13 protein-coding genes are annotated in these 14792 nt (G+C 44.4%); 7 read left to right on the top strand and 6 right to left on the bottom strand.

Features of this window, described 5'->3' with window-relative positions:
• Positions 1-17: 17 nt before the first annotated feature.
• The 5 genes from aceE to xerD form a co-directional block, all read right to left on the bottom strand.
• On the bottom strand, positions 18-2693 hold the full coding sequence (aceE, locus tag HGG78_RS00170; RefSeq protein WP_172531762.1) for a pyruvate dehydrogenase (acetyl-transferring), homodimeric type: 2676 nt from the start codon (positions 2691-2693) through the stop codon (positions 18-20).
• Positions 2694-2746: 53 nt separating this feature from the next.
• Positions 2747-3514, bottom strand: coding sequence for a pyruvate dehydrogenase complex transcriptional repressor PdhR (pdhR, locus tag HGG78_RS00165; protein WP_053311326.1), 768 nt, complete (start codon positions 3512-3514; stop codon positions 2747-2749).
• Positions 3515-3897: 383 nt separating this feature from the next.
• Positions 3898-5637, bottom strand: a complete 1740-nt coding sequence (recJ, locus tag HGG78_RS00160; protein ID WP_172531761.1) for a single-stranded-DNA-specific exonuclease RecJ — start codon at positions 5635-5637, stop codon at positions 3898-3900.
• Positions 5638-5680: 43 nt separating this feature from the next.
• Positions 5681-6457 carry a bifunctional protein-disulfide isomerase/oxidoreductase DsbC gene (dsbC, locus tag HGG78_RS00155; protein WP_171979588.1) on the bottom strand — a complete coding sequence of 259 codons (777 nt, stop codon included), beginning with the start codon at positions 6455-6457 and terminating at the stop codon, positions 5681-5683.
• Between the two features lie 16 nt (positions 6458-6473).
• Positions 6474-7382, bottom strand: coding sequence for a site-specific tyrosine recombinase XerD (gene xerD / locus HGG78_RS00150; protein WP_172531760.1), 909 nt, complete (start codon positions 7380-7382; stop codon positions 6474-6476).
• Between the two features lie 151 nt (positions 7383-7533).
• On the opposite strand from xerD, the gene fldB reads away from it, so the two are divergent.
• Entirely contained in the window at positions 7534-8052 is a 519-nt protein-coding gene (fldB, locus tag HGG78_RS00145; protein ID WP_172531759.1) for a flavodoxin FldB, read from the top strand.
• On the opposite strand, the gene ampD is transcribed toward fldB, so the two are convergent.
• On the bottom strand, positions 8049-8642 hold the full coding sequence (gene ampD, locus HGG78_RS00140) for a 1,6-anhydro-N-acetylmuramyl-L-alanine amidase AmpD (RefSeq protein ID WP_172531758.1): 594 nt from the start codon (positions 8640-8642) through the stop codon (positions 8049-8051). The two genes, fldB and ampD, sit on opposite strands and share 4 nt — an antisense overlap.
• Positions 8643-8773: 131 nt before the next feature.
• On the opposite strand from ampD, the gene nadC reads away from it, so the two are divergent.
• The 6 genes from nadC (at position 8774) to coaE (ending at position 14790) form a co-directional block, all read left to right on the top strand.
• A complete protein-coding gene (gene nadC, locus HGG78_RS00135) occupies positions 8774-9661 on the top strand; it encodes a carboxylating nicotinate-nucleotide diphosphorylase (RefSeq protein ID WP_172531757.1) in 888 nt (295 codons plus the stop codon).
• A gap of 236 nt (positions 9662-9897) precedes the next feature.
• Entirely contained in the window at positions 9898-10317 is a 420-nt protein-coding gene (locus tag HGG78_RS00130) for a type IV pilin protein (RefSeq protein WP_172531756.1), read from the top strand.
• An 8-nt stretch (positions 10318-10325) separates the two neighbouring features.
• Positions 10326-12014, top strand: coding sequence for a type IV-A pilus assembly ATPase PilB (pilB, locus tag HGG78_RS00125; RefSeq protein ID WP_172531755.1), 1689 nt, complete (start codon positions 10326-10328; stop codon positions 12012-12014).
• Positions 12015-12046: 32 nt separating this feature from the next.
• Entirely contained in the window at positions 12047-13270 is a 1224-nt protein-coding gene (locus HGG78_RS00120; RefSeq protein WP_172531754.1) for a type II secretion system F family protein, read from the top strand.
• 39 nt (positions 13271-13309) lie between these two features.
• Positions 13310-14182: a prepilin peptidase gene (locus HGG78_RS00115; protein ID WP_053311336.1), complete on the top strand. Its 873-nt coding sequence runs from the start codon at positions 13310-13312 to the stop codon at positions 14180-14182.
• Entirely contained in the window at positions 14182-14790 is a 609-nt protein-coding gene (gene coaE, locus HGG78_RS00110; RefSeq protein WP_171979594.1) for a dephospho-CoA kinase, read from the top strand. The genes HGG78_RS00115 and coaE overlap by 1 nt, the downstream gene beginning before the upstream one ends.
• The last annotated feature ends 2 nt before the right edge of the window (positions 14791-14792 follow it).

Genomic DNA, 14792 nt, shown 5'->3' with positions numbered 1-14792 from the left:
TTCTTTCCTACCTTCAATTAAGCGTATAGCGGGTTTGTTTTTTCAGTATCGATGTTGAATTTCTTAATTGCTTGCGCAATGACAGATTTCTCAACTTCGCCACGTTTCGCTAGTTCAGTTAACGCTGCAACCACAACATAACCTGCGTTCACTTCGAAATGACGACGTAAGTTTTCGCGGCTGTCTGAACGACCAAAACCATCCGTACCCAACACTTTGAAAGACTCAGCAGGGATAAACGCACGCACTTGCTCGGCGTAGTTTTTCATGTAATCCGTTGCTGCGATTGCAGGTTCGCTACCCATTACCGTTTGAATGTAAGGAACTTGTGCCTGCGCTTCAGGGTGAAGCATGTTGTAACGCTCACAAGCTTGGCCATCACGAGTTACTTCGTTGAATGACGTTACCGAGTAAACATCTGAAGCCACGCCGTACTCATCACTTAAGATTTGAGCCGCTTTGCGTACTTCGTTCATGATCGTACCTGAGCTCATTAACTGAACTTTACCTTTAGAGCCAGTCGTTCCTTGTGGAGTGTAGCTTTCTAATTTGTAGATACCCTTACGAATGCCTTCTTCAGCGCCTTCTGGCATTGCTGGCATTGCGTAGTTTTCGTTCATCAAAGTTAGGTAGTAGAACACGTTCTCTTGATCACCATACATACGACGGATACCGTCTTGCATGATTACCGCCACTTCATAAGCGAAGGTTGGATCGTAAGAAATACAGTTAGGAACCGTACCCGCCATGATGTGCGAGTGGCCATCTTCGTGCTGTAGACCTTCACCGTTAAGCGTTGTACGACCTGCTGTTGCACCCAGTAAGAAACCACGAGCTTGTTGATCGCCCGCCATCCACGCCATATCGCCAACACGTTGGAAACCAAACATGGAGTAATAGATGTAGAACGGAATCATTGGCAGGTTGTTGGTGCTGTATGATGTTGCAGCCGCAACCCATGAAGACATAGCACCTAGCTCATTGATACCTTCTTGTAGTACCTGACCTGATGTTGCTTCTTTATAGTAAGAAACGATATCGCGATCTTGAGGGGTGTAGTTCTGGCCGTGTGGATTGTAAATACCGATTTGACGGAATAGACCTTCCATACCAAATGTACGCGCTTCATCGGCAATAATTGGCACAATGTTCTTACCAATGTTTTTATCTTTAAGCAGAACGTTCAATGCACGAACAAATGCCATTGTTGTTGAAATATCACGCTTCTGCTCTTCAAGTAGCGGCTTGAATTCATCAACTGGTGGAATCACTAATTCTTCTGTGAATTTAGGCAAACGCTGTGGCGTGTAACCTTTTAGTGCTTTACGACGAGCATGTAGATATTCGTGCTCTTTAGAGCCTTCTTCCAGCGTTAGGTATGGCAGTTCTTTTACCGCTTCGTCAGTTAGCAGATCTTGTAGGCCTAGACGGTCACGTAGGTGAAGTACGTGAGTCATGTCCATCTTCTTAACTTGGTGTGCGATATTCTTACCTTCTGCCGCTTCACCCATGCCGTAACCTTTTACTGTTTTCGCTAGGATAACAGTAGGACGACCATTGGTTTCTTGTGCATTTTTAAATGCTGCGTACAGTTTAGATGAATCATGACCACCACGCTTAAGCGCGAAGATCTCATCATCAGTCATGTCTGCAACAAGTGCTGCGGTTTCTGGGTATTTACCAAAGAAGTGCTCACGTACGTACGCGCCGTCTTTAGATTTGAATGTTTGGTAGTCACCATCGATAGTTTCATTCATTAGTTGAAGAAGCTTACCAGATGTGTCTTTTGCCAGTAGTGAATCCCAATTACTACCCCAGATAACTTTAACCACATTCCAACCAGCGCCTTTAAATAGGCCTTCTAGTTCTTGGATGATGCTGCCGTTACCCATAACAGGGCCATCTAGACGCTGTAGGTTACAGTTGATTAGGAAACATAGATTATCGAGTTTTTCACGAGCGGCAAACGAGATTGCACCGCGTGATTCTGGCTCGTCCATTTCACCATCACCTAGGAACGCGTAAACACGTTGCTCTTTGGTATCTTTCATACCACGGCCATCTAGGTATTTAAGGAAGCGAGCTTGATAAATAGCAGAGATCGGACCTAGTCCCATAGATACAGTCGGGAATTGCCAGAACTCAGGCATCAATTTAGGGTGAGGATATGAAGGGATACCCTTGCCATCCACTTCTTGACGGAAGTTGTCTAGCTGTTCAGCAGTTAAACGGCCTTCAACAAAAGCACGTGCGTAGATCCCAGGAGAGATGTGACCTTGGTAATAAACCAAGTCGCCACCATCTTTTTCGTTAGGGGCACGGAAGAAGTGGTTAAAACATGTTTCGTAGAACGCAGCAGAAGACTGGAATGACGCCATGTGGCCGCCAAGCTCAAGGTCTTTTTTCGATGCACGTAGAACGATCATGATCGCGTTCCAACGGATGATTGAGCGAATACGACGCTCAAGCGTTGTGTCACCTGGGTAAGCTGGCTCTTGTGCTGCAGGAATCGTGTTGATGTAGTTGGTAGTAATACCAGTTGGCATATCAACACCGTCTAGACGTGCTTTGTCTAAAACTTGCTCTAGTAAAAACTGAGCACGCTCTACACCTTCTTCACGTACAACTGACTCAAGGGCTGCTAGCCATTCCTGAGTTTCCAGTGCATCTACGTCATGCTTCATGTCAGACATGGAGATCTATCCTTCTGTTGGTTGGATCTATAAACAAGCAATTAGTCGCTAATTTACGACTCATTACCTTGTTGAATTCGACGTAAAGAACGCTCACGGCGAGACTCTTCTTTGGTCAAATCCAACAATGTTTCTTCGATATAAGCTAAGTGAGAATGTGACATTTCACGCGCCTTTTCCGGCTGACCAGAAACAATCGCATCCACGATATTAGCTCGGTGTTTACTTACTTTCTCCACCACTTCATGGCGGCGGTGTAATAGCTTTAAATTCTGTAGAACATTTTGCTCAAGCAATGGTGCAAGGCTACGGACAATATGCAAAAGCACCACATTGTGTGCAGCTTCAGTGAGAGCGACTAAAAACTCAACCACCGCGGACGCTTCTGCTTCAATCTCTTTCTTTGCTTGTTGCTCACCAATTCTAGCTAGGCAGGATTGAATTCGAGCAAAATCTTCCTCAGTACCACGCAAGGCTGCAAAATAGGCAGAAATACCCTCCATCGCGTGTCGCGATTCAAGTAAATCAAGCTGAGTTTCAGAGTGGCTAGACAATAAATTTAGCAGAGGATCAGAAAAACTTTTCCAGATATTCTCGCTAACAAACGTTCCACCACCTTGACGCCGAGTTAATAGGCGCTTGGCTTCTAAACGTTGAATAGCTTCTCGGATAGAGGGACGCGACACTTCGAACTGTTTTGCCAGTTCTCGCTCTGGTGGCAATTGTTGCCCCGGAGAGAGTGTTCCTTCCACTATCAACCTTTCCAACTCCTGTTCGATAACATCGGAGAGTTTTGGCTGACGAATCCTTTGATAAGCCATAATTTATTATTCTTCTACTCTTTGCAGTCAATTGGTAATACCAATTTCAAGTTGGTGCAGAAATTAACATAATTAAAACGCGGATGTCCAGCCAAAACTTGACCTAAATCATAGAACAGGTCACGTTTAAACACACTGATAACATTAATAAGTTAAAACAGAAAAGATAATGGTCAGACCAATTACATAATCAATACAGATGAGGAATGAACGGGCTACTATACCCAATCACACGATAAATAAATTAGGTTGAGGGTCGTTGATTCACTACAGATCGTTGCTCAAAAGCAAAAAGCTTGGGAAAGGCAGAATAAAGAGAATAAAAAAACTGAATATAATCAATCACTACTGATGCCACAGTGACGCGGCATCAGTAGTCGACATTACTTCGCTTCTAGATGATCAATCATCAATTGCAGCGATTGATTACCACGAAATTCATTGATATCGAGCTTATAAGCAAGCCGAACGGTTTTCACAGATGCATCTGGCCAACGTCTTAAATCAACATTGAACGCAATACCATCGATCATAATATTGGTCGGATGACCTTTGAATAACGGTTCAAGCATTAATTTTAAATGCTTTTCTCCGACCAACTTTTGATGCAAGAGTTTAAATTCGCCATCAAAGAGCGGTTCAGGAAACGCTTGTCCCCACGGCCCACCAGCACGCAGCATTTCAGCGGTATGCATAGAGAATTCTTCAGGTTTTAATTCACCGTCAGACAAAATCACACCTTTTAATGCCGCCTCATCTAACTCTTCTCGCACCACCTGATCAAACAAACTCGCAAAGCGTTCAAAATCTTTTTCGGCAATGGTTAAACCTGCCGCCATGGCGTGACCACCAAATTTGGCAATTAAACCGGGGTGTTGCGTATCAATCCGATCCAAAGCATCGCGCATGTGTAAACCGACTACAGAGCGACATGACCCCTTGATATTACCATCGCCACCATCTGCAAACGCAATCACAGGTCGGTGATATTTATCTTTGATACGCGAAGCCAAAATACCAATCACACCTTGGTGCCAATCTCGCTGAAACAGCACTAACCCATGAGGTAATTGTGTATTTTCGCCAAGCTGTAAGCGTTCACAAAAAGCCAACGCTTCTTGTTTCATACCCTCTTCGATTTCTTTGCGCGTTTGATTTAAGCCATCCAGCTCATTTGCCATCCGACGTGCCGCGTGAATGTTATTGCTCATCAATAACTCGACACCGAAAGACATATCATCCAAACGACCAGCAGCGTTGATCCTTGGGCCTAATGCAAAACCAAAGTCAGAAGCCACTAAACGTCGCGCATCACGCTTGGCTACTTCGATCAAAGCTTGGATCCCCGGCCTTGCGTGCCCAGCACGAATACGCTGTAAACCTTGATGCACGAGAATACGGTTATTTTCATCAAGCGGTACCACGTCAGCAACGGTGCCAAGCGCGACGAGATCGATCAACTCCATCAATTTCGGCTCAGTCATTCCTTGCTCACTAAACCAGCCTGATTTACGCATGTGAACACACAATGCCATCATCAAATAAAACGCAACACCAACCCCTGCCAAAGCTTTCGATGGAAACGCACAGCTTTGTAAGTTGGGGTTAACCATTGCATCGACTTCCGGCAAGACATGCCCAGGCAAGTGATGATCCGTCACTAATACGGTTAACCCTTGTTGTTTGGCATAGCGCACACCTTCGATTGATGAAACACCATTATCCACGGTCATGATCACCTGCGCGCCCAACTCAATCGCTTGATCAACCACTTCAGGGCTTAAGCCATATCCATCTTCAAAACGGTTAGGTACTAGGTAATCCACATTATGACTACCAAGCATGCGCAGTGCTAAAACCGAAAGCGCCGAACTGGTTGCCCCATCAGCGTCGAAATCCCCAACGACAATAATGCGCTGTTGTTGCTGAATCGCGTTAAACAGTAATTCGACCGCTTCTTCAATTCCCCCTAATTTCTGGTAAGAATGTAAGGCTTTGGCAGCTTTATCCAGTTGCTCGACACTGGTAATACCGCGACTGATGTAAATGCGTTTCAGCAAGGAAGGGAGAGTATCGGGAAGTTGTGAAAGGTCTGGTTCAGGTCTGCGTTTTATCTCAATCATAAATCAGCAGGCTTGAGTAAACTCAAGCCTGACTCCTAAGTTATTAAAGCTGTTGAAGGCGTTGCAATAGTTGAGCTGGCGGCAAATAGCCTCCGACCATTTCACCATTCGGTAAGAATATCGCTGGTGTACCGCTGATACCCAATTCACGTCCAAGCTGATAATGCTGCGCTATCGTCTGCTTCGCCTGCTCGATATTTTCACCGGCTTGAGGCGCGCCACGATTCGTTTTCGCTTCATTCATCGCAGCCGCTTTATCATCGGCACTCCAAATGACGGCCATTTGTTCGGCAACTTGACCAGTCGCGCCTTGGCGAGGGAAAGCCATGTAGCGCACAGTAATACCAAGCTCGTTATAGCCTGCCATTTGGCTATGCAGACGTGTGCAGTAGCCACAAGTAATGTCAGTAAATACTGTCACAATGTATTTTTCATCTGCCGCTTTGTACTCGATCATGCTGTCTTTGAAAGTTTCAATTTTAGCCGCGTTCAGTGGTGCTTGACGCTTTGCCAATACATCGACATAACCACCATTTTCATCTAATTGATACAATGTTCCTGCAATAAAATGACGGCCATCAGGCGAAGCAAATAAAATGCCGCCCGAAGTTTGCACTTCAACTAAACCTTCGACATCAGAGGCTTTAACATCAACCACTTGCAAACCTAGTTTTGAAAAACGTTGTTCAAAAACGCCTTTATCAATAGATTGAACTTGCTTGATTTGTGCCGTTTGTGGGGCTGTTGTGGTTTCTTCAGCGTTACACGCTGCAACGAAAAATGGCAATGTAAGTAGAGTCAATTGGCGTAATACGCTCATGTAAGTTCACCTTTATTCAAGCCCTTGGATGGTGCTCGCTATGCAATTGTTTGAGTCGCTCTGTGGCGACGTGAGTATAAATTTGCGTGGTTGATAAGTCACTATGTCCAAGCAGCATTTGCACAACCCGTAGATCTGCTCCGTAATTGAGCAAATGAGTGGCAAAAGCGTGCCTTAATACGTGCGGCGAGAGTTTTTCAACGTCAATTTCCGCGATCACTGCATAGTGTTTAATCCGATGCCAAAATGTTTGGCGAGTCATCTGCCGTGCGCGTTTGCTCGGAAAAACGATATCGGATGTCTGCTCACCTAATAATGCAGACCGCCCTTGGTGGAGAAAAGTTTCAATCCAATCCACCGCATTTTCTCCCATTGGCACCAAACGCTCTTTTCCGCCTTTACCGATCACTCGCACGACACCTTGGCGTAAACTGATGTTTTCCATGGTGAGTGACACTAATTCAGTGACACGCAGTCCGGTGGCATACAGTAGTTCAAGCATGGCTCTGTCGCGCAATTCGAGCGGATTGTTGGTATCTGGCGCATTAAGCAGCGCATCCACCTGCTGCTCTGACAGATCTTTTGGTAAACGTTGCGGCAGCTTAGGGCTGACCAACAAAGCACTCGGATCATCGGCGCGAATTTTCTCCCGGTGCAGATATTGAAACAAACGACGAATCGCCGAAAGCATACGCGCCCGTGAAGTTTGCTTGTAGTCTTGGTCAGTAAGCCACGCTTGATACTGTTGTAACCCAGACAAACTAATAAAATCGAGGCGATAGTTATCGTGCTGCATCCACTGCAATAGTTTCGTCAGATCATTACGATACGAAGAGAGCGTATTTTCTGATAAACCGCGTTCCATCCACATCGCATCCAAAAATTGTTCGACAATTCCTTGGTCAGGAGAAAAATGCTCAGCCACATCAAACCTCAGTAGTAAAAATAACCTTGCTCAGGTTAAGTGAGCCACGAGTTTAATACCATAAAAAAACAGGGTTAGCAGGATAATCGCTGCAAAGCGCGTCAATTTATGGTTAGAATTCACCATTCTGACTTTAAACGAACAAAAAATTATGAAGATCGGTCTGTTTTACGGCTCAACCACTTGTTATACCGAAATGGCAGCAGAAAAGATCCGCGCCATCATCGGTGAAGATTTAGTCGACATTCACAATGTGAAAGAAACACCACTTTCTTTAATGAGCGACTATGATCTTTTAATACTCGGTATTTCAACCTGGGACTTTGGCGAAATCCAAGAAGATTGGAGCGCAATATGGGATCAAATCGATGGCGTGTCACTAAACGACAAGTACGTCGCATTGTTCGGCTTAGGCGATCAAGAAGGTTATGGCGAATGGTACCTCGATGCGATGGGGATGCTACATGATGAGCTAAAACAAGTTGGTGCCCAATTTATTGGCTATTGGCCAAACCAAGGCTACCAATTTGAAGCATCGAAAGCACTGACTGAAGATGGATCCCATTTTGTCGGTTTAGCGTTGGATGAAGATTCGCAATACGAGTTCAGTGACGAACGCATTCAAACCTGGGTTGAGCAAATTTTAGTGGAGTTCCACGACAAGATTTAATCTTGCTTCAGCTGCGCCCTAAATCGACGCCAGTCAAAGACTAAACCGGGGTCGGTTTTGCGCAGCGGTGCAATATACTGGTGCCCGGTAATACGCTCAGTGGTGATCTTCGGATAATGCATCATTAACGCCTTGCTTAAATCCGTAAGCGCTTGATATTGTGCCTGAGTGTAGGCAACGAAATCGCTCCCTTCCAATTCAATACCTATCGAGTAGTCATTGCATTTTGCTCTGCCAGCAAAGCTTGACTGCCCAGCATGCCAAGCTCTGGCATTAAATGGCACAAATTGTATCACCTGCCCATTTCGACAAATCAGACAATGTGCCGAAACACCCATGGTATGAATCGTCTTAAAAAAAGGGTGGGCATTGGGATCCAATCGACCAGTAAAAAACTGCTCAATATAGGGGCCCCCAAACTTTCCGGGCGGTAAACTGATGTTATGTAGCACCAGCAATGAAATATCGTCCTCATCACTACGCTCATCAAAAAAAGGCGAGGCAACACGGCGGGCATGTTGGTACCAACCGTCAACAATCGCTGTGTTTTGCGTGACTTCGCTACTTGGGATAGTTAAGTTATACGCCATATTCAAAGGCTCTCTATTGGGTATAGTGATGATTTTCCGTATCGCTATTAGAAATTAGCGATTAATGGCTGAATTTGCTGTTGAGTCAGCGTATCATTCCCACTTCTGTTCAACACAATATTAGATTTGCGATGAAAAATACACACAATAGCCAACAACGCCTTGATTATCTAAAACAACAGCTTCCTCTTGAAATTACTCGTGCCGTGGCCGAGACACTTAAAGAAGATCTTGGTGGTACTCTTGATGCCACATCTGATATCACCGCAAGTCTAATTCCAGCAGACGCTCACAACGTTGCCACCATTATCACTCGTGAACAGGGTGTATTTTGTGGACAAGCATGGGCAGATGAAGTCTTTAAACAGCTCGGTGGTGAAGTCACCATTGACTGGCATGTACAAGACGGTGACAGCGTAGAGCCTAATCAAACATTATGTACCCTTTCCGGCCCAGCTCGCGCGCTATTAACCGGTGAACGTAATGCGATGAACTTTATTCAAACCTTGTCTGGCTGCGCCACAACAACTGCGCAATACGCCAAACAGCTTGCAGGTACTGATTGCCGCTTGCTTGATACCCGTAAAACCATTCCTGGTTTACGCAGCGCACTGAAATATGCCGTCGCGTGTGGTGGTGGTTTTAACCATCGTATTGGGGTGTTCGATGCCTATCTCATCAAAGAAAACCACATTATTGCATGCGGTGGCATTACACAGGCGATCAGCATGGCGAAAAAGCTAAACCCTGGAAAACCAGTAGAAGTTGAAACAGAGAACTTGGAAGAGTTGGTCGAAGCGATTGAAGCCGGCGCCGATATTATCATGCTAGATAACTTCAGCACCGATATGATGCGTGAAGCGGTGAAAATTAATGCTGGTCGTGCGGCACTTGAAAACTCTGGCAATGTAACGCTTGAGACCATTCGTGAATACGCACAAACCGGTGTTGATTACATTTCAGTGGGCGCTTTAACCAAGCACTTAAAGGCGATGGATTTATCCATGCGTTTCAAATAGATCAATCCACATCGACTCACTACATTTTTTGACTAAGGAAGCTAAATCAGCTTCCTTTTTAATGACACTCATATCAAAAAAGCTTCGTTTTTAACTGAGTCGTATTTTTTCATGTTCTGTATGCAATACGATAAATAAAAACTCTAAATCACTCGCGCAGCCCTATTTTACGCATTCCTTCTACTCAACAAGATTCTTATGCTCAGTCATTGGAATGTATTCAACTGGAGAAGGCAATGAACACCAATAGCAACAGAAAACAAAACGGATTTACCTTAATTGAATTGATGATTGTAGTGGCCATTATTGGTGTGCTGTCTACGATAGCGGTGCCTGCGTATAAAAATCATGTCAAAAAATCTGAAGCCACAGTCGCTTTAAGTACTCTAAGCGCATTACTAACCAATATTGATATAGACGCTCAAGAAACCGGAGTTTTTCCTTCAAATTTGACCAATATTGGCGCATCAAGTGCCATGAATACTCTTGGTACACTTGAATTTCCCTCCGGCGTATCTTCTGCAATTCAGTTTAAGTTTGGTAGCCAATCGACGATGCAAAATAAAATTGTTCGCTTTACCAAAGGCTCATCAGGTTGGAGCTGCCAACACGATACAGCACAAACATTAAAGAGCTGTGTGGCAGGCACGTTCTAGTAAAAAATATGCTCACCAATCTCCCTGCAATTCTTCGGCAAGCAAATCTTATTAGCCTTGCGCAAGAGCAAACGGTTATCGAACATATTGAAGCTTCTGGTGATAGTGTGCTAGAGGCTCTTCTCACTTTAGGTTTATTTCATCATTACGATTTAACCGAACATTTAAGCTCTATTTTCGGTTTGCCCGACACTGACCTAACTGGTTATGACTACTATACATTGTGTCAACAATTGGGCTTACGAGAACTCATCACCCGCTACCAAGCACTACCAATTTTAAGAAAAGGCCAAACCCTGACCATTGCAGTTTCCGACCCAACCCATTTGCAAGTAGAAGATGATTTTCGCTTCGCAACGGGTTTGAAAATTGAATTGGTGTTGGCTGACTATAAAACTTTACAAGCCGCAATTCGTCGCCTGTATGGGCGAGCAATGCAAGAATCATTAAGCACGGAAAGAGAGATCAACCAAGATCAACTGGCAAATTTAGTTCAACTCGCTGACGATGAAATTCAGTCGGTAGAAGATCTTAGCCAAGATAATTCCCCCGTTAGCCGTTTCATCAATCAAATTTTATTAGATGCGATACGTAAAGGCGCATCCGATATTCACTTTGAACCCTACGAAACGCTCTACCGAGTGCGCTTACGTTGTGACGGTATGTTAGTCGAAACCCAACAGCCAGCCAGTCATTTAGGTCGCCGCCTTGCTGCGCGGATAAAAATCCTCTCTAAACTTGATATTGCCGAGCGGCGCCTTCCACAAGATGGACGGATAAAATTGCGTTTAAACCAAGACACAGCCATTGATATGCGTGTTTCAACACTACCTACCTTATGGGGTGAAAAAATCGTATTACGCTTACTCGATAGCAGTGCCTCCCACCTCGATATAGGCAAACTAGGTTACAACGATAAGCAAAAACAACTCTACTTACAGGCACTAAAAAGGCCGCAAGGAATGATCTTAATGACAGGCCCTACTGGCAGCGGAAAAACCGTTTCACTTTATGCTGGGTTACGCCTGCTCAATACTACCGATGTCAATATCTCTACCGCGGAAGATCCTGTCGAGATCAACCTATCAGGCATTAACCAGGTTCAGGTACAGCCAAAGATTGGTTTTGGGTTTGCACAAGCATTACGTTCATTTTTACGCCAAGACCCCGACATTGTAATGGTCGGTGAAATTCGAGATACAGAAACGGCTGAAATTGCGGTCAAAGCAGCGCAAACTGGCCACTTAGTCCTTTCAACCTTACACACTAACTCCGCCGCTGAAACCGTGATCCGCTTAAGTAGCATGGGAATTGAGGCGTTTAACCTAGCGTCCTCATTGAGTCTTATTGTTGCTCAGAGGCTAGCAAGACAACTTTGCCCACATTGCAAAAGAGCAACTAATACAACGCCCAGCTTGCTGCGGAAATTTAATCTTTCTGATCAAGACGTTATTTATGAGGCCAACCCTCATGGTTGTAATGAGTGTACCAATGGCTATGCAGGAAGAGTGGGCATCTACGAAATGATGGAATTCACCCCTCAATTAACACAGGCTATCATGCACAAGGCCAGCATATTACAAATAGAACAACTCGCTAAAGCCAATGGTATGCAAACCCTCCAAGAATCAGGCATCGAAAAACTGAAACTTGGAGTAACCAGCGTTAAAGAGTTACAACGTGTTCTTTATTTCTAACTCAACGATAACTCACTGATTGAGCCCAAATAATGAAAACATCAACAACAAAGCTTAAGCATTACCGTTGGAAAGGGATAAATAGCTCAGGTAAAAAAGTCTACGGGCAAATACTGGCTTTGGATGAGTTAGAAGTGCGCGGCAAACTACAAGATCAGCATATTGAACTTAGGAGAGTGAAAAAAGGCCGTCTTTCTCTCATCGCTCACCTCACTCATCGTGTTAAAGCTAAAGACATTACCCTGTTAACTCGCCAATTAGCAACCATGATCAGCACCGGGGTTCCTATCGTTCAGGCATTAAAATTGGTTGGACACAATCATCGTAAGGCGGAGATGAAATCGATTCTAGCGCAAGTTACAAAAGGGGTTGAGGCCGGCACTCCTATTTCAAAATCAATGAGTACAGCAAGCACCTATTTTGACCAACTGTATATTGATTTAGTTTATAGCGGTGAACAATCCGGCAACTTGGCCGAGGTCTTTGAGCGTTTAGCCACCTACAGAGAAAAAAGTGAGCAATTACATGCCAAAGTTATCAAAGCGCTCATTTACCCGACAATGGTCGTCTTTGTCGCTTTGGCCGTTGCTTATTTAATGCTCACGCTTGTGATCCCTGAATTTGAAGTCATGTTTAAAGGCTTCGGTGCAGAGCTGCCTTGGTTTACTCAGCAAGTTTTGCAGCTCTCACATTGGGTGCAAAACTACAGCCTTTGGGGTTTCGCTAGCGTGTTACTTATTATCAGTATCGTTAAAGCTATGCGCAAAAAATCGTTTTTAATTCGTCTTAAAACCAGTCAATTAAGTTTGAGACTACCCATTCTTGGTGCTGTTATCGGCAAAGCTTCCATCGCTAAATTCTGTCGAACATTGGCAACCAGTTTTAGCGCCGGAATTCCCATTCTGGTCAGTTTAAAATCGACCGCGAAAACCGCTGGTAATATCCATTTCGAGACAGCGATTCAAGGTGTTTATCGAGATACAGCGGCAGGTATGCCAATGTACATCGCTATGCGCAATACCAATGCCTTCCCTGAAATGGTGCTGCAAATGGTAATGATTGGCGAAGAGTCAGGTAAACTCGATGACATGCTCAACAAAGTGGCGACTATTTATGAATTTGAAGTCGATAACACCGTTGATAATCTTGGTAAAATCCTCGAACCACTGATAATTATTTTCCTCGGTACTGTCGTCGGTGGGCTAGTTGTGGCAATGTATTTACCAATCTTTAACTTAATGAGTGTATTGGGATAGTATAATCCCCGCGAATTATTTTATTACTCGAGTCCTTGCATGGAAGTTTTTGACTATTACCCTTGGCTATTCCCACTATTTGCCTGCTTATTTGGCTTGATTGTCGGTAGCTTTCTCAACGTCGTTATTTATCGTCTTCCTAAAATGATGGAGCGAGAATGGCAACAAGAATGTGCAGACTCATTTCCTGAATACCATATTGCACCGCCAGAAGGACAACTGACGCTTAGTATTCCTCGCTCAACGTGCCCACATTGCAACACTCCGATCCGCGTCATCGACAATATTCCATTGTTCAGCTGGCTATTTCTGAGAGGCAAATGCTCGCACTGTAAAAGCCCTATCAGTGTGCGTTACCCAGCCATTGAACTGCTAACGGCAAGTCTAAGCTTACTGATTGCTACCCATTTTGGTTTTAGCTATTTTTCCGTAGCATTACTGTTTTTCACCTTCATATTAATTGCCGCCACTTTTATCGACCTAGATACCATGCTACTACCCGATCAACTAACCTTACCGTTGCTTTGGGCTGGGTTGGCCTTATCCTTATTACAGGTTAGCCCAGTTAGCCTTAACGATGCAGTGATTGGAGCAATGGCTGGCTACCTAAGCCTATGGTCGGTTTACTGGTTGTTTAAACTAGCTACTGGTAAAGAGGGAATGGGCTACGGTGACTTTAAATTACTTGCCGCTTTAGGCGCTTGGCTTGGCTGGCAATATTTACCGATGATCATTTTAATGTCATCACTGGTTGGTTTAGTCTTCGGCATCATTCAGCTTCGTTTACAAAAGAAAGGCATCGACAAAGCTTTCCCTTTTGGCCCTTACCTTGCAATTGCAGGCTGGCTAACCCTCATTTGGGGTAGCGATATCATGGGGTGGTATATAGGCTCAGTAGTGGGGTTAAATTAATGACATTTGTAGTAGGTTTAACTGGTGGTATCGCGAGTGGTAAAACGACCGTCGCCAATGTATTCCACCAGCATTTTGGGATTGATATTGTTGATGCAGACGTCATAGCAAGACAAGTGGTTGAAGTTGGCTCTAAGGGTTTAAAAGCGATTGAAGAGCATTTTGGTCATGAGATTTTGCAAGCTAATGGTCAGTTGGATCGCGCGACTCTAAGATCTAAAATTTTCGCAGATGAAACGCAAAAAGCCTGGCTCAACAATTTACTCCACCCAATGATCCGCGAAAAAATGCTTGAACAGCTATCGAGCACAACCTCACCTTACGCATTGTTGGTGGTGCCTTTATTAATAGAAAACAACCTGCAATCGCTCGCAAACCGAATTTTAGTGGTTGATGTCGATACTGAAACGCAAATCTCCCGCACAATGGCAAGAGATAATGTCTCAGAACAACAAGTCCGAGCCATCTTAGCTGCACAAGCGAGCCGTGAGCAAAGACTCGCACAAGCTGACGATGTGGTTAAAAATAGCGCAGAAAACCAGAAACTTTTGCCGCAAATCACAGAATTGCATCAAAAGTATCTAGCCATCTGTGGGCAAAATCGGTGAGA

The organism is Vibrio aestuarianus (genome assembly GCF_012395185.1).
GTDB classification, from domain to species: Bacteria; Pseudomonadota; Gammaproteobacteria; order Enterobacterales; family Vibrionaceae; genus Vibrio; species Vibrio aestuarianus.
Note: the sequence above shows the minus strand (reverse complement) of the source record. Positions and strands in the feature narration are given on the sequence as shown.